The organism is Pseudomonas sp., assembly GCF_036404235.1.
Classification (GTDB): domain Bacteria; phylum Pseudomonadota; class Gammaproteobacteria; order Pseudomonadales; family Pseudomonadaceae; genus Aquipseudomonas.
In genome coordinates this window covers 37,864-60,831 of the sequence record NZ_DASWOT010000023.1, presented here as the reverse complement: position 1 = coordinate 60,831, position 22,968 = coordinate 37,864, and the positions used below count along the sequence as shown (strand labels likewise).

At 58.4% G+C, this 22,968-nt stretch carries 22 protein-coding genes; 3 read left to right on the top strand and 19 right to left on the bottom strand.

The genetic code is table 11. The annotated features are described in order from the left end of the window. Window positions 1–15: 15 nt before the first annotated feature. The 6 genes from VGC62_RS03205 to ppc form a co-directional block, all read right to left on the bottom strand. Complete coding sequence (locus tag VGC62_RS03205; RefSeq protein WP_331185622.1) at window positions 16–849, bottom strand: isocitrate lyase/phosphoenolpyruvate mutase family protein; 834 nt, start codon at window positions 847–849, stop codon at window positions 16–18. A 97-nt stretch (window positions 850–946) separates the two neighbouring features. Beyond that, window positions 947–1,816, bottom strand: coding sequence for a DUF72 domain-containing protein (locus VGC62_RS03200; RefSeq protein WP_331185621.1), 870 nt, complete (start codon window positions 1,814–1,816; stop codon window positions 947–949). Further along, window positions 1,813–2,103: a hypothetical protein gene (locus VGC62_RS03195; RefSeq protein ID WP_331185620.1), complete on the bottom strand. Its 291-nt coding sequence runs from the start codon at window positions 2,101–2,103 to the stop codon at window positions 1,813–1,815. The genes VGC62_RS03200 and VGC62_RS03195 overlap by 4 nt, the downstream gene beginning before the upstream one ends. Before the next feature lie 224 nt (window positions 2,104–2,327). Further along, window positions 2,328–3,002 carry a tRNA (adenosine(37)-N6)-threonylcarbamoyltransferase complex dimerization subunit type 1 TsaB gene (tsaB, locus tag VGC62_RS03190; protein ID WP_331185619.1) on the bottom strand — a complete coding sequence of 225 codons (675 nt, stop codon included), beginning with the start codon at window positions 3,000–3,002 and terminating at the stop codon, window positions 2,328–2,330. 90 nt (window positions 3,003–3,092) lie between these two features. After that, window positions 3,093–3,740: an adenylate kinase gene (gene adk / locus VGC62_RS03185; protein WP_331185618.1), complete on the bottom strand. Its 648-nt coding sequence runs from the start codon at window positions 3,738–3,740 to the stop codon at window positions 3,093–3,095. A gap of 465 nt (window positions 3,741–4,205) precedes the next feature. Next, window positions 4,206–6,842 carry a phosphoenolpyruvate carboxylase gene (gene ppc / locus VGC62_RS03180; RefSeq protein ID WP_331185617.1) on the bottom strand — a complete coding sequence of 879 codons (2,637 nt, stop codon included), beginning with the start codon at window positions 6,840–6,842 and terminating at the stop codon, window positions 4,206–4,208. A gap of 282 nt (window positions 6,843–7,124) precedes the next feature. Here ppc and VGC62_RS03175 point away from each other — a divergent pair, with 282 nt between their 5' ends. The 3 genes from VGC62_RS03175 (at window position 7,125) to VGC62_RS03165 (ending at window position 9,006) form a co-directional block, all read left to right on the top strand. After that, the gene (locus tag VGC62_RS03175; protein ID WP_331185616.1) at window positions 7,125–7,469 is read left to right on the top strand and encodes a pilin assembly protein; all 345 of its coding nucleotides are present in this window, start codon (window positions 7,125–7,127) and stop codon (window positions 7,467–7,469) included. A gap of 280 nt (window positions 7,470–7,749) precedes the next feature. After that, window positions 7,750–8,175 (top strand): DUF4398 domain-containing protein, encoded by a 426-nt coding sequence (locus VGC62_RS03170; protein WP_331185615.1) that lies wholly within the window; start codon window positions 7,750–7,752, stop codon window positions 8,173–8,175. A 48-nt stretch (window positions 8,176–8,223) separates the two neighbouring features. Next, the gene (locus VGC62_RS03165) at window positions 8,224–9,006 is read left to right on the top strand and encodes an OmpA family protein (RefSeq protein ID WP_331185614.1); all 783 of its coding nucleotides are present in this window, start codon (window positions 8,224–8,226) and stop codon (window positions 9,004–9,006) included. Window positions 9,007–9,081: 75 nt separating this feature from the next. Here the strand turns inward: VGC62_RS03165 and VGC62_RS03160 are convergent, their stop codons facing one another. The 13 genes from VGC62_RS03160 to VGC62_RS03100 form a co-directional block, all read right to left on the bottom strand. After that, complete coding sequence (locus VGC62_RS03160; RefSeq protein WP_331185613.1) at window positions 9,082–9,411, bottom strand: hypothetical protein; 330 nt, start codon at window positions 9,409–9,411, stop codon at window positions 9,082–9,084. Beyond that, window positions 9,408–10,292: an alpha/beta hydrolase gene (locus tag VGC62_RS03155; RefSeq protein WP_331185629.1), complete on the bottom strand. Its 885-nt coding sequence runs from the start codon at window positions 10,290–10,292 to the stop codon at window positions 9,408–9,410. Before VGC62_RS03155 ends, VGC62_RS03160 begins: the two co-directional genes overlap by 4 nt. Window positions 10,293–10,476: 184 nt before the next feature. Beyond that, complete coding sequence (locus tag VGC62_RS03150) at window positions 10,477–11,754, bottom strand: flavohemoglobin expression-modulating QEGLA motif protein (protein ID WP_331185612.1); 1,278 nt, start codon at window positions 11,752–11,754, stop codon at window positions 10,477–10,479. A 26-nt stretch (window positions 11,755–11,780) separates the two neighbouring features. After that, complete coding sequence (locus VGC62_RS03145; RefSeq protein WP_331185611.1) at window positions 11,781–12,341, bottom strand: hypothetical protein; 561 nt, start codon at window positions 12,339–12,341, stop codon at window positions 11,781–11,783. 25 nt (window positions 12,342–12,366) lie between these two features. Then, the gene (locus VGC62_RS03140; RefSeq protein WP_331185610.1) at window positions 12,367–13,098 is read right to left on the bottom strand and encodes a TetR/AcrR family transcriptional regulator; all 732 of its coding nucleotides are present in this window, start codon (window positions 13,096–13,098) and stop codon (window positions 12,367–12,369) included. Between the two features lie 143 nt (window positions 13,099–13,241). Further along, on the bottom strand, window positions 13,242–14,744 hold the full coding sequence (gene lysS / locus VGC62_RS03135; protein ID WP_331185609.1) for a lysine--tRNA ligase: 1,503 nt from the start codon (window positions 14,742–14,744) through the stop codon (window positions 13,242–13,244). A gap of 110 nt (window positions 14,745–14,854) precedes the next feature. After that, a protein-coding gene (prfB, locus tag VGC62_RS03130; RefSeq protein WP_331185608.1) for a peptide chain release factor 2 occupies window positions 14,855–15,950 on the bottom strand; the annotation gives its coding sequence in 2 pieces (ribosomal slippage) (window positions 14,855–15,877 and window positions 15,879–15,950; 1,095 coding nt in all). Between the two features lie 114 nt (window positions 15,951–16,064). Continuing rightward, a complete protein-coding gene (locus VGC62_RS03125; RefSeq protein ID WP_331185607.1) occupies window positions 16,065–17,069 on the bottom strand; it encodes a PleD family two-component system response regulator in 1,005 nt (334 codons plus the stop codon). Window positions 17,070–17,114: 45 nt separating this feature from the next. Then, entirely contained in the window at window positions 17,115–18,125 is a 1,011-nt protein-coding gene (locus VGC62_RS03120; RefSeq protein WP_331185606.1) for a chemotaxis response regulator protein-glutamate methylesterase, read from the bottom strand. Next, window positions 18,122–20,491: a hybrid sensor histidine kinase/response regulator gene (locus tag VGC62_RS03115; protein WP_331185605.1), complete on the bottom strand. Its 2,370-nt coding sequence runs from the start codon at window positions 20,489–20,491 to the stop codon at window positions 18,122–18,124. The genes VGC62_RS03120 and VGC62_RS03115 overlap by 4 nt, the downstream gene beginning before the upstream one ends. After that, window positions 20,488–21,171, bottom strand: coding sequence for a chemotaxis protein CheW (locus tag VGC62_RS03110; RefSeq protein WP_331185604.1), 684 nt, complete (start codon window positions 21,169–21,171; stop codon window positions 20,488–20,490). The genes VGC62_RS03115 and VGC62_RS03110 overlap by 4 nt, the downstream gene beginning before the upstream one ends. Beyond that, window positions 21,171–22,433 (bottom strand): CheR family methyltransferase, encoded by a 1,263-nt coding sequence (locus VGC62_RS03105; RefSeq protein ID WP_331185603.1) that lies wholly within the window; start codon window positions 22,431–22,433, stop codon window positions 21,171–21,173. The genes VGC62_RS03110 and VGC62_RS03105 overlap by 1 nt, the downstream gene beginning before the upstream one ends. Next, the gene (locus tag VGC62_RS03100) at window positions 22,430–22,966 is read right to left on the bottom strand and encodes a chemotaxis protein CheW (RefSeq protein WP_331185602.1); all 537 of its coding nucleotides are present in this window, start codon (window positions 22,964–22,966) and stop codon (window positions 22,430–22,432) included. Before VGC62_RS03100 ends, VGC62_RS03105 begins: the two co-directional genes overlap by 4 nt. Window positions 22,967–22,968 lie beyond the last annotated feature (2 nt).

Sequence of the window (22,968 nt, the reverse complement as noted above, 5' to 3'; positions counted from 1 at the left end):
AACACTGCGTCAGCTTCAGCCTTTGAACAGTGCATTCAATTGGTCGAAAGGCAACGCATCCTGCACGTAGGTAAAGGTGCCGGTACTGCGGATTTCGTCGGCGGCGCGATAGAAGCCGCCCCATGCCGCACGCGCCAATGAAGACCCGACACTGATACGCTTGACCCCACAGTCGCGCAGGTCAGCAACCGCCAGCGTCACCCCGCCCAGCCCCATCAACACATTCACCGGCTTGGGCGCCACTGCACGTACCACAGCGATGACTTGCTCACGCGTGCGCAAACCCGGGGCATAAAGCACATCGGCACCTGCGTCAGCGTAGGCTTCCAGCCGCCGAAGGGTGTCGGCAAAGTCCATTCGACCGTGCAGAAGATTCTCGGCCCGTGCGGTTAGCATGAAGGGAAACGGCAGGCTGCGAACGGCGGCGACCGCTGCTTTGACGCGAGCAACGGACAGGTTGAAGTCATAAATTGGCCGGATCGCATCGCCGCTGGCATCTTCGATAGACCCGCCGACGATGCCTGTCGCCGCAGCTTTCAATAGCGTGTCAGCACAGCCTTCTGGAGAGTCAGCGAAGCAGTTTTCCAGATCGGCGGCGACAGGCAAAGACGTTGCAGCAACAATCGTCGCCACATTGGATAAGGATTCATCACGAGTGATTGCGCCTTCAGCGTCAACCCGGCCAAGCACGAATGCCAGGCCCGCGCTGGTCGTCGCCAAAGCTTCAAAGCCCATCGAGGCCAGCATTTTTGCCGAACCGGCGTCCCACGGATTGGGTATCACGAAGGCGCCATCGCGTTCATGCAGGGCTTTGAACGCGTGCGCACGGAGAAGTTGTTGCGAGTCCATTGGCGTGCTCTCGGAGATGCTGGATGGCACAGATTAATGCACATTTCTCTGCAACGGTTCAGTCAACGTTTCAGGCAGAAACGTTGCCAATCGTTGCCTAGAGCAAATCCAGCTGGTTGATCTGCGGCCCGCGATCCAGTTCGGGCAAAGCAGGCAGCTCTGGTAGCAGCTTCATCAGTTGCCGATGAAAGCGCCGAGCCAGATCAGGCGCCTGGATATTGTCTGGTGTGTGCAGGAACACGTAGGGCGTACGCCCTTCCTCAATCCAGTGTGCGACTTTTTTCGCCCACTGCTCGACGTATGGGTCGTTCGCTTCCAGCTCCGGCCGGCCGATGAAACGCACTTGCGGGAATTGCGTGAGCGCGGCCGGACGCGGTGGCACTTTAGGCTTTTTCGACTGTGCATGGAGCACTGCGGGGTCTGTCGAAATACAGCTGAACAACGGACGAGAATCCAGACAAATACGCTCGACGCCACGGTCCAGCAACAATCTATTGAGCTGTTTTTCTTCCTCGCCCTGTGCGAAGAACGCCATATTGCGCACCTCCACCGCCAATGGCCGGTCCAGCGCATCGATGAATGCGGCCAGTTCGCCCAAACGCGATGGCGTGAAGCTGGCAGACAATTGCAGCCAAAATGGCGTCACACGCTGACCGAGCGGCGCCAGCAATTGCACGAAATCGTCTACTGCAATGAGATGGTCGCGCAGGTCGCCATTGTGGCTGATGTCACGTGGGAACTTGGCAGTAAAACGAAAATGCTCGGGCAGCACGTTGGCCCAGCGTTGCACCGTACTCGGCGCAGGGCGTGCATAGAACGTGGTATTGCCTTCGACGGCGTTGAACACTTGAGCGTACAGCTCAAGGAAGTCATTGCTGCGAGCGTCGTCGGGGTACAACGATTGGCGCCAGGCGTTTTCGCTCCAGGACGGGCAACCGATGTAGTAAAGCGGCCGGGGGACGTTCAAACGTGCAGATCGAGTCCGGAAACCTCAAGGTCCCAATCGACGAAAGTGGAGGTCGTCAGGTAACTGCTCAGGGCGTAGGCAACACGAGCGCTCATCGCTCGCGGGAAGATGATGTCTTGCGGACGGGCGGGCACATTGGCGGTGCCACCACTTTGACGACGAGTCACCTGGGGTGCCGCTTCGATGTCACTGTCCACTTCGTCCAGGTCAGCATCGTCCTGCACAGAGCCTTTGCGAGGCTTGCGTTTGATCGGGTACGAATGTTGTGAGGGACCAGTGATGCGCATCGATGATTACTCGGCGTCTCGTAGTGGCAATTTAATCTCATGAACAGCAATGAAGCAAACTCGCGAATGTTAACTAGACCACAGTTATTGCAAAACGTTTAAAACCGCCCGGCAGAAAATACACATGAGGCGCCAAACGGTCACGATACGTGTGACTTGGGCCTCGATTTTGTCAGGTGACACCCATCGGGTGTGCCGAAGCTTAAAACCCCATAGCTTTTGCCTTACCGGGCTTTGGGGGTGGCTACTTTATCGCGCAGATAAACCGGCTGTGCGTCATCAGCAATAACCGCTTCGCCACGCTGCCAGGCGAAGGTCGCCAACGTCAGCAGGTCCTGGGCGTGAGGCAGCATCCCGGCATCCACCGCGCTCAACGTCACCGCAATCCGTTTGGCATACCCCCACCCGGTCCCCGCGCCAAACCATGGGCCGCTGGCATCAGCCGGCAATGTTGCGAGCTCGGGAGGCATGACCGCTTCATTGCCCAGCAAGCGCATCTCCCCAGCAGTTTCGCGATAGCAGCCCCAATAAACCTCGTCCATACGCGCATCAATCGCAGCCGCCACCTGCCGTGCGTCATGCTCCCGAAAGGCGCGCTGTGCCAATACCGCCAGGTTGGAAACCGGCAATACCGGGCGATCCAAGCCAAACGCCAGCCCCTGAACCACACCAATGGCGATACGCACACCGGTAAACGCGCCAGGGCCACGGCCAAAGGCGATGGCATCGAGTGCCGACATGCCGATACCGGCTTCAGCCAGCAGGTCTTTGATCATCGGCAACAGGCGCTGAGCATGCAGGCGCGGGATTACCTCATAGTGAGTCAGCACTTTGCCATCGTGCAGCAAAGCGACTGAGCAGGCTTCAGTGGCGGTATCCAGGGCCAGCAAGGTGGTCATCGGGGTTTCCAGGTGGTGTGCAAAAAAGTGCCGCATTATAAACAACTACGGCCCGCAAGCGGGCCGTCGTTCATTGCGCTGACCGCGCGATCAGCTCAACGCTTCCAGCACCTTGGCGGTGATGGATTCTACCGAGCCTACGCCTTCTATATGGCTGCACTTGGGCTTGCCATTTTTGGCCTCAAGCTTCTCGTAGAAATCAACCAGTGGCTTGGTTTGCGAGTGGTAGACCGACAGGCGATGACGCACGGTGGCTTCAACATCGTCCTTGCGCTGGACCAGCGGCTCGCCGGTCACATCATCGACGCCTTCGACTTTTGGCGGGTTATAGATCAGGTGATAAACGCGGCCTGAACCTTCGTGTACGCGACGACCGGAAATACGCTGAACGATCTCTTCGTCGTCCACCTTGATTTCAACCACGTTGTCGATAGTCAGGCCAGCAGCCAACAAGGCTTCTGCCTGAGGAATGGTGCGGGGGAAGCCGTCGAACAGGACGCCTTTGGCGCAGTCAGGCTCCGACAGGCGATCTTTGATCAAACCGATGATCAGGTCATCGGAGACCAGACCGCCACTGTCCATGACACTTTTGGCCTTCAAGCCCAACTCAGTGCCAGCCTTGACAGCTGCGCGCAGCATGTCGCCAGTGGAAATTTGCGGGATGCCGAATTTTTCGGTGATGAACTTTGCCTGAGTACCTTTACCGGCCCCGGGAGCTCCCAGCAGAATCACGCGCATTGTTGTGCTCCTCAATTTTTTATAAAGATGTCGTCAAACGTGCCTTGCAGGCCCCATGGCAAAAGTCGACGAGCGAAGGTCAGGCAAGGCAAAAACAGGAAAGGAAGCGAAGTCTGGATGCCCTAGATGAGCATTAATCCGCTTCGGGTCGTGCTTCGGACGTTCTCCTTTCAAGCGTCCTGGCCTGTTTTTACGCAGCATCACCGAGCGCAGCCACTTTTGCCATGAGGCCTTGGGCCAACCTAAAAAGAATTACTGACCCAACGGCCAAAGGCTGATCAAGATACACAGCCCACACAGGCGGCACAAGACGTCAAAAGTCGCAGCGACCCCGGACAAATCGGTAGCTTGCTGACGTTTAACTGCTGGTGAGACTCGGCGCAACCTCATGGCGATATACAGTTCCCGCTCATCCCTGCGCCCCATACCTGAGATGAGCGGGGCAATCTTCGTCAGGCATTTGTGTCAACCCGTGTTGCGCAAACCGGCCGCAATCCCCGCGACAGACACCAGCAATGCTTGCGCAAGCGGACTGTCCAACGTGGCGTCTTGCGTGCGTGATCGCGCCAGCAGTTCCGCCTGTAATAGATGTAATGGATCAAGGTAGGTATTGCGCAGGCTGATGAATTCCAGGGTGACTGGGCTGTGCGCCAACAACTGGGTCTGACCGGTCAAGCCCAACACCACCTTGCACGCCTGCGACAATAGGTCGCGTAAATGCGCCCCTAAATGCTGTAGCCGAGGCTCTACCAAGCGCTCGTCATAGAGCTGAGCAATGTCGCTGTCAGCTTTGGTCAGGACCATTTCGAGCATGTCGATGCGCGTTCTGAAAAACGGCCACTGTTCGCGCATCCGGGCAAGCACTTCCCCTTCGTCACGCTCCAGCGCCTTGCTCAGCGCAGCTTCCCAGCCGAGCCAGGCCGGTAGCATCAGGCGAGTCTGAGTCCAGGCGAAAATCCATGGAATGGCCCGCAGACTTTCGACGCCGCCCTCGCGACGCTTGGCGGGACGACTGCCCAATGGCAAACGACCCAACTCCTGCTCCGGCGTGGCTTGGCGGAAATACTCAACGAACTCGGGGTTTTCACGGACCACGGCGCGATAGGCTGCAACACCGTCGGCGGCCAGTTGATCCATCATCGTGCGCCAAGCCGGTTCCGGCATCGGTGGCGGCTGCAGCGTTGCTTCCAGCACGGCCGCCAGATAGAGATTAAGGTTTTGCTCGGCGATGTCCGGCAAACCGAACTTGAAGCGGATCATCTCGCCCTGTTCGGTGGTGCGAAAGCGCCCCGCGACCGATCCCGGAGGCTGCGACAGGATCGCTGCGTGTGCCGGGCCACCGCCTCGGCCGACGGTGCCGCCACGACCGTGGAATAGCAACAGTTCGACTTGTTGCGCGCGGCAGATCTCCACCAGTTTTTCCTGCGCCCGGTATTGCGCCCAGGCCGCTGCGGTCGTACCGGCGTCCTTGGCCGAGTCGGAGTAGCCAATCATGACTTCCTGCGGACCGTTCAGGCGCAGGCGATAGCCGGGCAAACTCAGCAAATGTTCGATCACCGGGCCTGCGTTATCCAGGTCGGCCAGCGTCTCAAACAGCGGCACAACGCGCATCGACCGTTGCAGCCCCGCTTCTTTCAACAACAGTTGCACCGCCAGTACGTCAGAAGCAGCGCCGGCCATTGAGATCACGTAAGAACCCAATGATGCCGCGGGCGCGGACGCCACCACGCGACAGGTCGCCAGCACTTCGGCGGTGTCCGCGGCAGGCTTGAAATGGGCAGGCAGCAGCGGCCGACGGTTACTCAACTCGCGCAGTAAAAATTCAATGCGCGTTTCTTCGTCCCAGTCCTCGTAGCGGCCAAGCCCCAGGTAATCGGTGATTTCAGTCATGGCCGAACTGTGACGCGTCGAATCCTGCCGCACGTCCAGCTTCACCAAAAACAACCCGAAGGTCACCGCACGGCGTAGACAATCGAGCAGTGGCCCATCGGCAATTACGCCCATCCCGCACTCATGCAACGACTGGTAGCACAACTGCAGTGGCTCTAGCAGTTCACGGTTGTTGTGCAACACACCGTCCGGCGCCGGTTGCGTAACTGCCAGCGATGCATGCGCCCAATTACGTGTGGCGCGTAAACGATCACGCAGTTGCTTGAGTACTGCGCGATACGGTTCGGCGCTGTCGTCGGCCAGTGCTTGCAGGGCGGCGCTGGCCTGTTGCATGGAAAGCTCGGCGGCCAGTTGATCGACATCACGCAGGTAAAGGTCGGCTGCCATCCAGCGCGCCAGCAACAAAACGTCCCGGGTGACGGCAGCGGTTACATTCGGGTTGCCGTCTCGGTCGCCACCCATCCAGGAGGCAAAGCGAATAGGCGCCGCCTCCAGCGGTAGATGCAGACCTGTCGCGGCATGCAGTACTTTGTCGGCCTTGCGCAAGTAATTGGGAATGGCCTGCCAGAGTGAGTTTTCGATGACGGCAAACCCCCACTTCGCCTCATCGATGGGGGTCGGGCGAGTGCGGCGGATTTCTTCTGTGTGCCAGGCCTCTGCGATCAACAACTGCAGACGCTCGGTTATGTGCGCACGTTCATGCTTATTGAGGTCGCGATGATCGAGTGCGGCCAACTGCGCGGCGATGGCATCGTATTTCTGGATCAGCGTTCGACGCGCCACTTCGGTCGGGTGCGCAGTCAGTACCAGCTCAATCTCCAGCTTGCCCAACTGCCGTGCGAGGGCCTCAGGAGTATGGCCGGATTGCTTCAGCCGCTCCAACAACTCGCAGAGCACCCTGGACTCAAACGGCTGCGGGGCGCTGTCGTCACGGCGGTGAATAAGCTGGTACTGCTCGGCGATATTGGCCAGATTGAGAAATTGATTGAAAGCCCGTGCGACCGGGAGCAATTCATCGTCGCTGAGGCTTTCCAGGTTCGAACTCAACTGCTCGGTGCTTTGTGTCGACGCCTTTCGCCCCGCCTTGGCACTTTTACGGATGCGCTCAATCTTTTCGAGAAAGTCAGCGCCATGTTGATCGCGAATGGTATTGCCCAATAACTCACCGAGTAGGCGAACGTCCTCGCGCAAACGTGCATCGATATCAGCCATCTAGCCCTTCTCCTTCAGCGTTTTGTCCCGGGATGGTCAGCCTGAACAAGTTCGAAACTGAACGCACGCGAAAAATTCCTCTCTATCTAGAGTCTGTTGCCCTTTGGTTGTAAGCCACAGTCAAAGGGCAACAGACCCTAGCGTGCATAGAGCGACAAATCATACAAACGCGCAAGCCATTGCCTGACTTCTGCCAAGATGCATCTAGTCTCATCCACGAGCCCCACGAAGGCTCAACAATCGCCTGCGCCCGCCATCACGCGGGTCATTGAAGAGGTCTGTATGAAAATTCGCGAACTTGCAAAACACTGGGAGCAGACTGCCAAAGGTCGTCTGACGAAGACCGGCTACGAGGTTCATCTCGACGTAGAGGCCGCTGCACGCCTGGCCGCGATCTCAGAGATGTACCCAAAACGCGCTCCCGAAGAACTGTTGGGCGAACTGATTGGCTCAGCTCTTGAAGAACTGGAGGCCAGTTTCCCGTACATCAAAGGACAGCATGTGGTCGGGACCGATGAGGAAGGCAACCCGCTTTACGAAGACGTGGGCCCTACGCCTCGTTTTCTCGAACTGTCGAAACGTCATCTGCAGGATTTTTCCGACCAGCGAGACAGCCAACAGCACTGATAACGACGTCGTTTTTTCACCCCTGAAACTGCCCGCCAAACCGGTAAAAACGGCTTGGCGGGCATTTTTTTGTGTCAATTTTTCAGCGTCAAACTTACAACACGCAACAAAATCCTGAGACTTAATCCGTAAAAGGTCTGAACTATTCAAAAACCGTGTAGGTCCGAGCAGTTAGCCATTACAGGAAAAGCCGACAGCTGGCAGTGGATCGCAGTCCTTGGAGCCAGACCCTCGTGGCAAATAACTGTTATGGAAAAACCAAGTTTTCAGGAGTTACACAATGGAGTTGACCACCATGAACACCAGCACTGCCAAAACCACGTTCAATGGCCTGCGCGGGCTGAAACTGGCCGCGCTGGCTTTGGGTACCAGCTTCATCCTCGTAGGTTGCGCGGGTAATCCGCCTTCAGAGCAGTACGCAGTGACTCAGTCAGCGGTAAACGCCGCAGTGACTGCCGGTGCTACCGAATACGCAGCGGTCGAGATGAAGTCGGCGCAGGACAAGTTCAAGCAAGCTGAATTGTCCATGCAAGAGAAGAAATATGACGAAGCCAGGAAATACGCCGAGCAGGCCGAATGGGATGCTCGCGTAGCCGAACGCAAGGCTCAGGCCGCCAAGGCTCAGAAAGCTGTGCAGGACGCGCGTCAGGGCGTTAACGAGCTGCGTGAAGAAGGTATGCGTCAGGTTCAGCCTGTCAGCCAATAACTCCGCGCACTTCATGCATTGGCCATTGATTTAAAGGACGAAACTATTATGCGTAAACAAGTACTTATCCCTGCCCTGCTGGCCCTGAGTGTTGGTCTGGCTGCCTGTTCTTCACAACCTAACGTGAATCTTGAGCAAGCTCGTACCAACTATTCGGCACTGCAAAGTAACCCGAAAGCCACTGAACTGGCCGCGCTGGAAACCAAAGACGCCAGCGAATGGCTGGATAAAGCTGACGCCGCCTACCGCAGCCATGACGACGAGAAAAAGGTCGACCAACTGGCTTATCTGACCAATCAGCGCGTTGAGTTGGCCAAACAGACGATCAATCTGAAAACCGCTGAAAACGATCTGAAAAATGCCGCCGCTCAACGTGCTCAAGCACGTCTGGACGCTCGCGATGCGCAGATCAAGCAACTGCAGAACAGCCTGAATGCCAAGCAGACCGAACGCGGTACGCTGGTAACGTTCGGCGACGTGCTGTTTGACCTGGACCGGGCTGAGCTGAAATCCAGCGGCCTGGTGAACGTCAACAAGCTTGCTCAGTTCCTGCAGGAAAACCCTGATCGCAAAGTGATCGTCGAGGGTTACACCGACAGTACTGGTTCAGCCTCGCACAACCAGTCCCTGTCCGAACGTCGCGCAAACTCCGTGCGTACTGCGCTGGTGAAAATGGGCGTAAGCCCTGAGCGTATCGTGGCCCAGGGTTACGGCAAAGAATACCCGGTCGCAGACAACACCAGCGCCTCCGGCCGCGCCATGAACCGTCGTGTAGAAGTCACTATTTCCAACGACAACCAGCCGGTTGCACCGCGTACTTCGATTCAATAATCGACCAACGCTGGGAACCAAAGCCCCACCTGTGAATGACAGGTGGGGCTTTTTTGTTTTACCGAGCGACGCCGATCAAGGTTGTAACTGTTGCGGCGTCTCCTGCCCCATGCAGCGCACCGCTTGCTTCTTGCTATTGAGCAGCACACCGGTCAAGCCTTTTTGCTCGGTGTCGAACAGCACCAACACCCCATCGATGCACTGCGCCACTTGGGCGGCGGGCTCCAATGCGACTTTGTAGTCTTGGCCCGGGATGGTTTTAAGCAGCGTGAACTGATCGAGCAACAGCGCGTCTTCCGGCTTGGCGAAGTGCAGGTAACCGTAATACCACAGCGTACCTATCGTCCCCAGGATGCAGGCGATGCCAGTGATAATCAGCGGGATGGCATTACGCTCTTCGGTCATTTCAGGGTCTCGGCTGATGGGGTTGCAGGCTTGGCGTCAGGGTAATTGGGCACTTCGGCAAGACGTCGCAGGCCGTTGAAGTGCTGTGGATCGTCCAGATAGCGAACCATGACCTCACGCCAGGTTGGATCGGCAAACGTCTGAACATGGGCGCCGCGTGTCAGTTGCAGCACCCGAGGGGGTGGCGCGGCCTGATACAAACTGATGCCATTGGACAGCGGCACCTGCATATCGTCCAGACTCTGGAACAACAGCATGGGTGTGCCTGCCAACTGCGGCATGCCATTGATGGCGCTGTCGGTGTCAGGAATCACCCACGACAGTGGACGCTTGAACGGCCAGGTCAGCCAGGAGGTGCCCAGCGTATAGCGCGCAACCTCGCGGTAGCTGGCGGGCACACCATCAAGCACCAGCGCCTTGACCTGCGCGCGCTGCTGCGGATGCTCGGCCAGATAATGCACGGCCAAAGCACCGCCAATGCTTTGTCCCAACACCACCACGGGTTTGCCTTGAACTTCGGGGGCTTTGTTCAGCCAGTCGAACGCCGCATCGATGTCCTGATAGATCGCGGGCAGACTCGGTTCGCCTTGCGACAAGCCATAACCACGATAATCGAGCAGCAACACTTGGTAGCCCTGCTCAGGAAGCCACCAACTGCCACCCAGATGCCACGACATATTGCCGCCGTTGCCGTGCAGGTGCAGCACTGTGCCTTTGACCGCAACACCCTCTTTGGCAGGCAGCCACCAGCCACGCAGTTGTGTACCGTCGGCGGCGGTCAGCATGACGTCGCGGTATTGCAGATGGGCTTTATCAGGGGTCAGCGGCAGGCCGGACTCGGGGTAGAACAGCAGTTCACTGCAGCCGGAAAGGATGAGCATCAAGGCGAGGGTGAGAAGTGGCTTCAAGCGGGTTCCTTTTTATTTGAGCGTCGATCCCGCAGAAACCCGTGCCTCTGCAGGAGCCAACGTGTTGGCGAAGCGGCTATCACGGTGTCTTAGGCCTGACGCCCCGCGAACACGTTCGCGCCTCCAGAAAATCCATCTCACGAAGGAGCGGTTCTGCTCATAAAATATTCGAGTAGTCCGCTTCAATCCGATCCAGGCTCAAATGATTGAGGAAGTTGGAGAAACACATCCAGGCCGACAATGCATTCATGTCGCGAAATTGATCGGGCAGGTATTTGGGTGGCACTACCAAGCCTTCATCCACCAACTGACGCAAAGTGCGCATGTCTTCCAGTGTGGTCTTGCCGCAGAACAACAGCGGCACTTGCTCAAGTTTGCCTTTGCGTACGGCCAACTGAATGTAGTTGTAAACCATGATGAAGCCCTTCAGGTAGGACAAATCCTTGGTGAAGGGCAGACCATTGGGCACTGAACCACGGAAAACACGACTGGCGTTGCCATAGCTTTCAGACATGCCAAAGCCTTGCTCGCGGTAGAACTCAAACACCTGGAGAAAGTCCGCGCCCTCTTCGGCCATATGAATGGCGCGGGTGCGGTTGGTAAGCTTGCGCAAACGGCTGGGATAGGAGGCGAAAGCGATCACTTCCATGAGGATTGCCAGCCCTTCCTGCGTCACCGTGGAGGACGGTGGGCCCTTGGAGAGAAAGGTGCAGATCGGTTGATTCTGCCCGTTCAAGGTGGTGCCCACATGCACCAGCCCTTCATGAACCTCCAGCGCCCTGACATCGCGCTCGTTGAACATCGCATCGCTGCGGATCTTGATGTAATCGGCACCGGCGGCGGCATCGGCCACGATGCCGTCAGACTCGAACACCCGAATGGTCTCTTGCGCCTCACCAAACACCCGATTCAACCGGGTCTGCAACAACGCCACCGCATCTTTGGCGGTCAGGGTTTTCGGCTCGTCTTTCAAATCACCACGGCCAGCAATGTTGTTCAGGTAGTCCGAAAGCATCAGGCCAAGATCGGCCAACGTCGGATCACCGGCATGGAACGCATCGGACGCCGCGCCATACAGCTCTTGCGAGATCAGCCCGAAGTCTGCTGTGCCACGCGCTTCGAGCATGCGGATGACCATGCGGTATTCCTTGCACATACGCCGCATGATCTGCCCGACCGGGTTGAACTGACCCAGCTGGCGAGTGATGTCGCGCTCGATGTTCTGGAACTCCAGCTTCACCGCGCCGGAATCAAAACCCAGCGGGCGACTCTCGTAATAAGCGCGGTCGATGGCGGGCAATGCCTTGCCTTTGGCTGCGAGGAAACCCTGCTTGATGGTCTCATCCCACTTCACGGCATCAAGTACACGAATAGGGGTCTGCGCCACGACAATTCGGTCGGATAATGCGCGAATGGTTTGCTGGTAATCGTCCACTCAACATTCCTTTTTGATTAGCAGAACTACTGCTTGGTCATGCGCTGATACTGAGCCGCTTTGAGAAACACGTCCGAATTGGCGGTGTCGTCCAGGTAGGCGAATACTGTCTCCAGCGGGCTGGTGATCAATACGCCGGCGCCTTTCTCGGTCTCTGTCGCCTGCCCTTCGAATAGCTTCTGATCGACCAGTTGCTGCATGCGATCCACGTCCAGGTCATAGACCACCAACTCGTCGGCTGAGGTGTCGTTGTCGATCAACTCGAAACCGGCGATGACGTAATTTGCGCCATATTTTTCAGGCAGCGCCGCCGACAAATACCAACGGCTGCCGTGCCTGGATACCGTGAAGGTGTACTCATCGCGGTTCTTGCGATCGCCCTTGCGGTAGCTGACCGCCTTGTACTGATGAGTCCCGCTTCGGGTGATTTCCAGCTCCAGCGGCTCGCCCCAGGCATTTTTGCTGGTCCAGGTGCCCAACAGTTTGCTCGGGGCGGTTTCGTTGGCGGGCAAGGGATCCTTGAAAGTCACCAGGCATCCGCTTAACAGTACGAACGACAAAGCGAGCAGCACGCGCCAGGCTTTCATCGGGTTCTCCTGAAAATGAGCGATCTCACGCGTCTATCGGTTGCGCAGCCCCCAGAACCAAACGCATCTGGCGACTGAGAATAGCGAGCATTTCTTCGTCCGCGTGGGGCTGTGGCCCATTGAGCAGCCCCTGATATTCCATCCGACAGATAATGCCCGTCAACACTTGAGCATCCAGATGAGGCTGTTTAGAGCCAACGACCTCTAGAAATTGGCTACTGCCCTGCAACAATATCTGTTGATGAGCGCTCACCAGGCTCGCCAACCGCGGGTTGATCAGGGCCTCATGACGAAAGGTATGCTCGGCGACCAACTGGTCGCGCCGGGTCAGCAACTGGTGACGAATGTAGTCCATCGCCATACGGGCGACTTCGTCTGCCAGCCATGCGCGAGCTTCAGGACTGCCGTCGTTGCGCGCGAGCATTTCGTGCAGCACAACCTCGGTGTTGGCCCATAGCCTGGCCATGTAAGCCGCGCTGCGCTCGACGTATTGAGCGAAGGTGTCCGTGAGCAGGTCGTCGATGTCCTTGAAGTAATAAGTCGTCGCAGACAGCGGCACTGCGGCCTCGGCGGCAACGGCGCGATGACGCACGGCACGCACGCCATCACGAATGACAATGCGCATGGCAGCATCGAGAATCTGTTGTCGTCGCTGCTCGCTTCCCTGTCGACTGGCCTTGCGGCCCTGATACTGAACACTCTGCGCGACTGCCGTGGCCAGGCCAGCGGCTCCCTTTTGAGTGATCGTACGGTTCACGACAGGTTTTCCTCTTTAGCGTTGGTGATCAATAACGTATGGGAGTGAGGTTTGCTCGCGAAGGGGCGAACCCAGACGACAGTGCATCTTAATCAAACAGGCAAAAAAAACCGCCCTGTTCAGGCGGTTTTTTCATGCAGCTATTACGCTTGCGGACGCATGTGCGGGAACAGGATCACATCGCGGATCGACGGTGAATTGGTCAGCAGCATGACCAACCTGTCGATGCCGATACCTTCACCTGCGGTGGGCGGCATGCCGTATTCCAGCGCACGAACGAAGTCGGCGTCGTAATGCATGGCTTCGTCGTCGCCGGCGTCCTTGTCGGCCACCTGTGCCATGAAGCGCTCGGCCTGATCCTCGGCATCATTCAACTCGGAGTATGCGTTGGCGATCTCGCGACCGCCAATGAACAGCTCAAAACGGTCGGTGACATTCGGGTTGTCGTCATTACGGCGCGCCAGCGGCGAGACTTCGAATGGATACTGAGTGATGAAGTGCGGCTGCTCCAGTTTATGCTCGACCAGCTCTTCGAAAATCATCACCTGCAACTTGCCTAGGCCTTCGAAGCCCAGCACTTTGGCCCCGGCTTTTTTGGCAATAGCACGCGCCTTGTCGATGTCGTTCAGGTCATCGGCGGTGATATCGGGGTTGTATTTGAGGATCGAATCGAACACCGACAGGCGAACAAACGGCTCGCCGAAATGGAACACTTTGTCACCGTACGGCACGTCGGTACTGCCCAACACCAACTGAGCCAGCTCGCGGAACAACTCCTCGGTCAGGTCCATGTTGTCTTCGTAGTCCGCATACGCCTGGTAGAACTCAAGCATGGTGAACTCGGGATTGTGACGGGTCGAAACGCCTTCGTTACGGAAGTTGCGGTTGATTTCGAAGACTTTCTCGAACCCGCCAACAACCAGCCGCTTGAGGTACAGCTCCGGCGCGATGCGCAGGAACATTTCCAGATCCAACGCGTTGTGATGGGTTTCGAAAGGCTTGGCCGCCGCGCCGCCAGGAATGGTCTGCAACATTGGCGTTTCGACTTCAAGGAAGTCACGCTTCATCAAGAAGCTGCGGATGTGGGCGATGATCTGCGAGCGCACGCGGAAAGTCTGGCGCACGTCTTCGTTGACGATCAGGTCGACATAACGTTGACGATAGCGCTGCTCGGTGTCGGTCAGACCGTGGTGTTTGTCGGGCAGCGGACGCAGCGACTTGGTCAGCAGGCGCACGCTGGTCATTTCGACGTACAAGTCGCCCTTGCCGGAACGCGCCAGGGTGCCTTCGGCGGCAATGATATCGCCCATGTCCCAAGTCTTGACCGAGGCCAGGGTTTCTTCCGACAACGTCTTGCGGTTGACGTAGACCTGAATGCGACCAGTCATGTCCTGAATCACCATGAACGAACCACGGTTGAGCATGATACGACCGGCAACCTTGACCGGGATGGCCAGCTCAGCCAGCTCTTCCTTGGTCTTGTCCACGTACTGCTTCTGCAGGTCGTTGCAGTAGCTATCGCGGCGGAAGTCGTTGGGGAAGGCCTGACCCTTGGCGCGCTCGGCGGCAAGCTTTTCCTTGCGCAGGGCGATCAGGGAGTTTTCTTCCTGTTGCTGGGCTTGCGGGTCGAGTTGTTGGTCGCTCATGTCTTTAGATTTTCCATCACAGGTTCATTGCCCCCCAATGCCTTGGGCAGGGGATCGCGGTCAAGCCACGCGCCTACAGGACCGTGGTGCCCGCAACAGTTGTGTCGCAGTTACAGCCCTTGCTTGAGACTCGCGATCAGGTATTCGTCGAGGTCGCCGTCGAGCACTTTGTCGCAATCGCTGCGTTCGACGCTGGTGCGCAGATCCTTGATCCGTGACGCGTCGAGCACGTAGGAGCGAATCTGATGACCCCAGCCGATGTCGGACTTGGTGTCTTCGACCGCTTGCGATGCAGCGTTGCGCTTCTGCACTTCCTGCTCGTACAAGCGCGCCCGCAGCATTTTCATGGCGGTGTCTTTGTTCGCGTGCTGGGAGCGTTCGTTCTGGCAGCAGACCACGGTGTTGGTCGGTACGTGGGTGATACGGACCGCCGAGTCAGTGGTGTTTACGTGCTGGCCACCGGCACCCGATGAACGATAGGTATCGATACGCAGATCCGAGGGGTTGATGTCGATTTCGATGTTGTCATCGATTTCCGGCGACACGAACACAGCCGAGAACGAGGTGTGACGACGGTTGCCGGAGTCGAACGGGCTTTTACGCACCAAGCGATGCACGCCGATCTCGGTACGCAGCCAGCCAAAGGCATATTCACCCTTGATATGCACGGTCGCACCTTTGATCCCGGCGACTTCACCGGCGGACAACTCCATGATGGTCGCTTCGAAACCGCGCTTGTCGGCCCAGCGCAGGTACATGCGCAGCAGGATGTTGGCCCAGTCTTGCGCTTCGGTGCCGCCAGAGCCGGCCTGGATGTCCAGATACGCGTTGTTGGCGTCCATGTCGCCACTGAACATGCGTCGGAATTCCAGCTTCTCCAGCGCTTCGCGCAGACGCTCGACTTCGGCAGCCACATCGTCGACGGCGGCCTGGTCTTCTTCTTCAGCGGACATCAGCAGCAGGTCTTTGGCGTCGACCAACCCGGTGGACATCTCGTCCAGGGTGTCGACGATCTGCGCCAACAAGGAGCGCTCGCGACCCAGGCTCTGTGCGTACTCGGGGTTGTTCCAGACGTTCGGATCTTCGAGCTCGCGGTTGACTTCGGTCAGACGATCACTTTTGTGATCGTAGTCAAAGATACCCCCGAATGCTTTCGGAGCGCTCGGAGAGGTCTTTGATGCTGTTTAGGATCGGGTTGATTTCCATGGTGGGCAGCACTCGCAGACGAAATTTTCAAAGCCGGCGAGTATACCCTAGCCGGCCTGGGGATGGCAGGCCGTTGGGCAGGGGTTGTGGACAGTTTTGGCAAAGATTGGGCTATTACCCCACCACTACCTGATTGCGCCCGTTGTGCTTGGCCGCATACAACCCTTGATCCGCGCTCTGGATCAACTGACGGCTGTGACTCCCTACCTGCGGCACGACGGTGGCCAGGCCAATACTCACTGTCAGCGCCGATTGCTCTGCCGGCGCACTGTGCGGGATGTTCAGGCTGGCGATGGTCTGGCGCAATTTCTCGGCCATCAACCGCGCACCACCCGGCGAGGTATTGGGTAGCACTAATGCAAACTCTTCGCCGCCATAGCGCGCGGGCAAATCAGAGGGGCGACTGGCGCTGGCGCGGATGGCGTTGGCCACTTGACGCAAGGCCTCATCGCCTTCCAGATGCCCGAAGCTGTCGTTGTAGGCCTTGAAGTAGTCGACATCGATCATCATCAGAGAAATCTGACTCTGTTCGCGAATAGCTCGTCGCCATTCCAGCTCCAGATACTCATCGAAATGCCGACGATTCGACAGCCCGGTCAAGCCATCGGAGTTCATCAAGCGCTGCAATACCAGGTTGGTGTCCAGCAACTGCTGCTGGCTGACACGCAGCGCTCGGTAAGCCTCATCGCGCTGCAGCAGCGTCATGTAGGAGCGCGAGTGATAGCGAATGCGCGCCACCAACTCAATGTTATCCGGCAGTTTGACCAGGTAATCGTTGGCTCCGGCCGCAAAGGCTGCGCTCTTGATCAGCGGGTCTTCTTTGGTCGACAGCACGATGATCGGGATGTCTTTGGTCATCGGATTGTTTCGGTATTCGCGCACCAGCGTCAGCCCATCGAGCCCAGGCATCACCAAGTCCTGAAGGATCACCGTGGGTTTGATCTGCACGGCCTGGGCGATAGCCTGATGCGGGTCGGCGCAAAAATGAAAGTCGATGTTGTCCTCATTGGCCAATCCACGCCGGACCGCTTCGCCGATCATCGCCTGATCGTCGACCAATAGCACCATCGCGGCGTTCTCATCGGTCGTCTTCACGCCGTCCAACTGCAAATCATTCATTAACAGTCTCCTGGTCACAGACGGACTGTGAAATCACCTGAAAAATCATTGACTGAATACCTCTTTCAAGCGAGGCGCAATCGTGTCCAATGGACGAATCTCTTGGGCAGCATCAATGGCAGCGGCCGCTTTGGGCATGCCATACACCGCGCTGCTCTGCTGGTCCTGGGCGATGGTCAGGAAACCCTGCTGACGCATCAGCTTGAGTCCTTGTGCGCCATCACGCCCCATGCCCGTCAATAAAACGCCCACCGCCTCACCGTTCCAATAACTGGCCACACTTTCGAAAAACACATCGATAGACGGCCGATAAATTTCGTTTACCGGCTCGGCGGTGTAGGCCAACGTGCCGTTTTTCAACAGCCGGATATGGTGGTTCGTGCCTGCCAGCAATACCGTCCCGGGCTGCGGCGGCTCCCCATCGCGCGCCAACCGCACCGGCAGGCCGGACGAAGAACTCAGCCACTGCGCCATGCCGGTCGCGAACACCTGGTCTACATGCTGCACCAGCACAATGGCCGCTGGAAAGTTTACCGGCAGGCCCTTGAGCAGCACTTCCAGGGCCGCAGGCCCGCCAGCCGATGAGCCGATGGCCACCAGGGCCTGGCGTTGCGCCGTTGCACGTACCGGAACAGGCGCTGCACGCACACGGCTGTCACGCTGACCAATGAGCCAGCCGATATTAAGGATCTTGCGCAACAAGGGCGCCGCCGCGTCCTTCGGGTTGCCGGCGCCAATGGCCGGGGTGTCAACCACGTCCAGCGCGCCATAGCCCATGGCTTCAAACACCCGGTGTACGTTTTGCTCGCGGTCTACCGTCACGATCACGATGGCGCACGGGGTGGCCGCCATGATACGCCGAGTGGCTTCGACCCCATCCATCACCGGCATGATCAAGTCCATCAGGATCACATCGGGGGTCAGCTCGGCGCAACGCTCAACCGCTTCTGCGCCATCGCGGGCGACCCAGACCACCTCATGCGCGGGCTCGAATGCAATGGCCCGACGTAACGCTTCAACGGCCATGGGCATATCGTTGACGATCGCGATCTTCATCCCTGCGCATCTCCTATCAGCTCAACGACGGCATCCAGCAGTGCATCGTCATGGAAGCTGGCTTTGGCCAGATAATAATCAGCGCCCGCGTCCAGCCCGCGACGACGGTCCTCTTCTCGATCCTTGTACGACACCACCATCACGGGCAACGATTGCAGACGACTGTCGCGCCGCAACAAGGTGACCAGCTCAATACCGTCCATGCGTGGCATGTCGATATCGGTGATCAATAGATCGAAATCTTCGGCGCGCAGGGCGTTCCAGCCGTCCATGCCATCCACCGCAACCGCCACGTCATAGCCACGGCCAAGCAGCAACTTGCGCTCCAACTCACGCACCGTCAATGAGTCATCGACCACCAGTACGCGCTTGCGAGTCACGGCATCAGCCTGACGATTGCGCCGGTCGATACGTTCCAGGCGTCCGGTATTGAGCAGTTTTTCCACCGAGCGCAGCATGTCTTCGACATCGACGATCAACACAGCCGAACCGTCGTCGAGCAGCGCCCCGGCAGAAATGTCCTGGACCTTGCCCAGTCGCGGGTCCAATGGCAACACCACCAATGTCCGCTCACCGATAAAACGCTCGACAGCCACGCCATACACAGCATCGCGGTCGCGGATCACCACCACTTTGAGTAGCTCGTCGGTGCTTTGGCTTTGTGGCCGGTTGAGCAACTGACTTGCCGCGACCAGACCGACATGCCGCTCTTCGTGCCAGAAGTGCTGACGCCCTTCCAACTGCACGATTTCGTCGGCCTGCACATCGCGCATGCGTTCGATGTGTGCCAGCGGGAAGGCGTAGGCCTCGCCGCCGACTTCCACCACCAGGCTGCGGACCACCGACAAGGTCAACGGCACCTCAATATGGAAACGGCTGCCTTGGCCTGCCTGCTGCTCCAATTCAACACCGCCGCGCAATTGACGAACCATATGCAGCACGGCATCCAGCCCAACCCCGCGACCTGAGACTTCAGTGACCTTGTCACGCATGCTGAAACCGGGCAAAAACAGGAAACTGAGCAGCTCTTCTTCGCTCAGTTGCGTGGCTGTTTCGATGGGTGACAACTTACGGTCGATGATAGAGCTGCGCAGTTTCTCAAGATCGACACCGCCGCCGTCATCAGTGAGTTCGACCACCAGCAAACCGGCTTGATGCGATGCCCGCAGATGGATAAGCCCTTCTGCCGGCTTGCCCATCGCGATGCGCTGCTGCGCAGACTCAATGCCGTGATCGACCGCGTTGCGCAGAAGGTGCGTCAACGGTGCTTCGAGTTTTTCCAGCACGTCGCGATCGACTTGCGTTTTCTCGCCTTCGATTTCCAGCCGCACCTGCTTGCCAAGCGAGCGTCCAAGGTCACGAACCATGCGCGCCTGACCGGCCAATACATCGGCGAAGGGCCGCATGCGGCAGGCAAGCGCGGTGTCGTAAAGCAACTGCGCACGCTGACCGGCCTGCCAGCCAAATTCGTCCAGGTCCACCGTCTGCTGAATCAACAAATGCTGCGCTTCGCTCAGTAATCGGCGCGCTTCTTCCAGCGCCTTCTGCGCATCGGGATCAACACTGGCATCGAGCAACGCCTCAAGGCTGTCGAGTGCGCGACTGGCGCCACTCTGCGAGCGCTTGACCCGCTGCATGGCGGCCAAATACGGCTTCAGACGCTGGGTCTCCACCAACGACTTGCTCGACAGATCCAGCAGGTTGTTCAAGCGTTCGGCAGTAACCCGCAACACCCGCTCGCCACCTTGAGGGCTGCGTTGCTCGCCACGACGCAGGTCAGCCTTGGCGGCAGGTTCGGGCTCGATTTCAGGTTCTGGTTCGGTACGCGGCGCCACATCGGCAGGCGACGGCGCCAGGTCACCGGGCGCCTTCAGACTGAGCCCTGCCCCCATCAGCAATTGCGCGTTAGCCAGCAGCAGATCATCGACCGAAGGCAATAGAGCCTTTGGCGCAACCGATGCAGTGGACGGTGCGCCGGGGGTGAGCAAATCGTTCATCAGTGCAACGTAGGCGTCGATGTCGGCAGGCCCGATACTGCTCGCACCTGGCGTCGCGATGCGCATTAACAGGTCGGTGCCCATCAACAAAGCGTCGATGTGTTCGGGCTTGAGACTCAGACGCCCTTCCTGGGCGCTGACCAGGCAATCCTCCATGACGTGGGAAACGCTGACACCGGCATCGACGCCGACAATCCGTGCGGCACCTTTGAGCGAATGCGCGGCCCGCATGCAGGCTTCAAGCTGATCGGCCTGGGTCGGATTGCGCTCTAGCGCCAACAGCCCGGCACTCAGTACCTGAGTCTGCGCTTCGGCTTCCAGGGTAAAGAGTTCGAATAACGAAGCGTCACGCATCCAGTCAGGGGTCATGTGAGACTCCGATTCACGGCGGACAACAACTGCTGTTCATCCAGTAGGCGCAAGCTGCGATTTTTCCACTGCAGCACGCCTTGGGTGAGTTTCGCGCTGGTGTGCTGGCCAGGCGCAGACGCGGCGTCCAGCAAATGGGCTTCCATCGCATGGATGCCGTCGACCTCGTCCACTGGCACCACCACTGGCCCGCCCTCGGCAGTAACGATCAACATGCGCGGCATGATCCGCGCTGACGGGTGTACGCTGCTCGACGTGTCGAGCCCCAACAGTTCAACCAATGAGATGCAGGCAACCAACGCGCCACGTACGTTGGCGACGCCCAGCAACGCCCGCGAACGTTGATGCGGTAACGAGTGAATCGCCTGAACGTTCGCCACCTCCACCAGACAGCGGGTCGGCAGGCCTAGCCATTCTTCGCCCAGACGAAATACCACAATCGATCGGGTCTTGATTTCGCCCGGCAATCCGCTGGACTGCGCCACCGCGCGATCCTGTACCGCCAAGGCATAGCGGTCCAGCAGCCGGGTGGCGGCGGCCGAGTACACCAAGCAGTTGCGACAATGAATATGCTCGACCAATAACGGGCAAGAACGGTCGCCGTGAATGCCGATGCGATTCCAGCAATCATCGATGGTGTACGCGTCATCGGTGACCATCTGGCCGTATAACCCGCTCATCAATTACGTCCTTCTTTGTTCACACCGCGTGCTGCACGAGCCTGCACGCGCCTGGCACCCGCGGTGTCGCCTTGGCTCGCCAACAAAGCGGCCAGTTGCGCTAATGTTTCAGGGTGCTGCGGCTGCAAGTACAGCGCCTTGCGATAAAAACCCTGCGCCTGGGCTGTGTCGCCCGCGACTTCACTGAGCAACCCCAGCCAATAAAACACCGGTGCCACGGGCTCGTGCAGCTGCAAATAGCGTTCGCAGGCCGCCTTGGCGTCAGCGGTTTTACCCTCGTTAGCGAGGGCGGCGATGCTGCCGAGCAAGACGCTGGCATCGCTGTTTGAGGTGCGTGCAGCAGGCGCGAAAGACCGCACGGGGTCCGGAGCCTTAAATGGCAGGGCAACAGTCGGCTTAATGGGGCTCCTGGCACGCTCCGTTATCGGCCGGGCGGCAATGACCACGGGCGGTTCAACCGCAACTTCGCGGCGTCGACGGAAGGCAAACGACTGCGGTACTCCAATCGAACTCATACCCATGCGCCCCAACAAGCTGCCTTCGGCGGGGCCGATAAACAGCACACCGTCGTCTCGGGTCATGCGCTTGAGCGCTTCGAACCCAAGACGCTGAGTGGGTACGTCGAAGTAGATCAGCAGGTTGCGACAAAACACAAAATCGTAGGCCGATTGCGCCAGCGGCATGTGTGGGTCCAGCAAATTGCCGGACTGGAAACTCACGCGATCACGCACACGCTCGTCCAGCCGATAACCTTCCTCGACGGGCAGGAAATAACGCTCTCGAAAGCTGATCTGATCGCCGCGGAATGAATTTTTCCCGTACACGCCAAGCCGAGCGCGCTGAATCGACAACGGACTGATATCCACGGCATCGACTTTGAACTGGGTTGGTTCGACACCTGCATCGAACAGCGCCATGGCAATGGAGTAGGGTTCTTCGCCCGTTGAACACGGCAGACTGAGGATGCGCAACGGTCGCGCAGCGCTAAGTGCCCACAACCGGGCCAAGGCCAGTTTGCCCAAGGTGGCGAAGGATTCTGGGTAACGAAAGAACCAGGTTTCGGGGACAATCACCGCTTCGATCAGCGCCTGCTGTTCGTCCGCAGAACCGTTTAGCAGTTGCCAATACGCATCGCTATCGGTCGCGCGCGAAGCGATGCAGCGCTGGCGCACAGCGCGCTCGATGATCGCCTCGCCTACCGACGCTACATCCAGGCCGATGCGATCCTTGAGAAACGTAAAAAAACGCGCGTCGTCGCTCATGGCATTGCCTCGAACGCGTCAATACTCAACGGCTGTGCCGGAAACAACAGTTCACGCACCGACGCGTTGAGCAGGTCCTGAACGCGAACCCACTGCAACAAACCCTGTTCATCCTCGCGCATCGGCCCCAGATAAGGCGCCTGACAGTTATCCACGCCATAATCCTTGAACTCTGTCGGTGCGCAACGCAGGGTGTCAGTGGCCTGCTCCAGAATGAGTCCGAGCAGTTGCGCGGCACGTTCTGCATCCGGGCGGTAATACACCAGCACCAGCCGGGTGCTGGTTCGCGACTGCGCCGGATGACCAAAGGTCAAGGCGCTGAGGTCAATGACCGGCACCACCACGCCACGGTGCGCGAACACACCTGCGACCCAGTGCGGCGCCTGGGCAATCGGCTTGAGCGTCAGACGCGGCAGTACTTCGGCAACTTCGACCGCCTCCAGTGCGTAGCGCTCGCTGCCGATGCGAAACAGCAGAAACAACTTGTTCTTGGACAGCACGGGCGAGCCGCGTCTGGCTGAGTGCTCGATCATCG

Bases quoted from the DNA above. Each gene is read 5' to 3' on its own strand.
- VGC62_RS03205 (WP_331185622.1), bottom strand. From the start codon at position 849: ATGGACTCGCAACAACTTCTCCGTGCGCACGCGTTCAAAGCCCTGCAT.
- VGC62_RS03195 (WP_331185620.1), bottom strand. From the start codon at position 2,103: ATGCGCATCACTGGTCCCTCACAACATTCGTACCCGATCAAACGCAAG.
- tsaB (WP_331185619.1), bottom strand. From the start codon at position 3,002: ATGACCACCTTGCTGGCCCTGGATACCGCCACTGAAGCCTGCTCAGTC.
- adk (WP_331185618.1), bottom strand. From the start codon at position 3,740: ATGCGCGTGATTCTGCTGGGAGCTCCCGGGGCCGGTAAAGGTACTCAG.
- ppc (WP_331185617.1), bottom strand. From the start codon at position 6,842: ATGGCTGATATCGATGCACGTTTGCGCGAGGACGTTCGCCTACTCGGT.
- VGC62_RS03175 (WP_331185616.1), top strand. From the start codon at position 7,125: ATGAAAATTCGCGAACTTGCAAAACACTGGGAGCAGACTGCCAAAGGT.
- VGC62_RS03170 (WP_331185615.1), top strand. From the start codon at position 7,750: ATGGAGTTGACCACCATGAACACCAGCACTGCCAAAACCACGTTCAAT.
- VGC62_RS03165 (WP_331185614.1), top strand. From the start codon at position 8,224: ATGCGTAAACAAGTACTTATCCCTGCCCTGCTGGCCCTGAGTGTTGGT.
- VGC62_RS03160 (WP_331185613.1), bottom strand. From the start codon at position 9,411: ATGACCGAAGAGCGTAATGCCATCCCGCTGATTATCACTGGCATCGCC.
- VGC62_RS03155 (WP_331185629.1), bottom strand. From the start codon at position 10,292: ATGCTCATCCTTTCCGGCTGCAGTGAACTGCTGTTCTACCCCGAGTCC.
- VGC62_RS03145 (WP_331185611.1), bottom strand. From the start codon at position 12,341: ATGAAAGCCTGGCGCGTGCTGCTCGCTTTGTCGTTCGTACTGTTAAGC.
- lysS (WP_331185609.1), bottom strand. From the start codon at position 14,744: ATGAGCGACCAACAACTCGACCCGCAAGCCCAGCAACAGGAAGAAAAC.
- VGC62_RS03125 (WP_331185607.1), bottom strand. From the start codon at position 17,069: ATGAATGATTTGCAGTTGGACGGCGTGAAGACGACCGATGAGAACGCC.
- VGC62_RS03120 (WP_331185606.1), bottom strand. From the start codon at position 18,125: ATGAAGATCGCGATCGTCAACGATATGCCCATGGCCGTTGAAGCGTTA.
- VGC62_RS03115 (WP_331185605.1), bottom strand. From the start codon at position 20,491: ATGACCCCTGACTGGATGCGTGACGCTTCGTTATTCGAACTCTTTACC.
- VGC62_RS03110 (WP_331185604.1), bottom strand. From the start codon at position 21,171: ATGAGCGGGTTATACGGCCAGATGGTCACCGATGACGCGTACACCATC.
- VGC62_RS03105 (WP_331185603.1), bottom strand. From the start codon at position 22,433: ATGAGCGACGACGCGCGTTTTTTTACGTTTCTCAAGGATCGCATCGGC.
- VGC62_RS03100 (WP_331185602.1), bottom strand. From the start codon at position 22,966: ATGATCGAGCACTCAGCCAGACGCGGCTCGCCCGTGCTGTCCAAGAAC.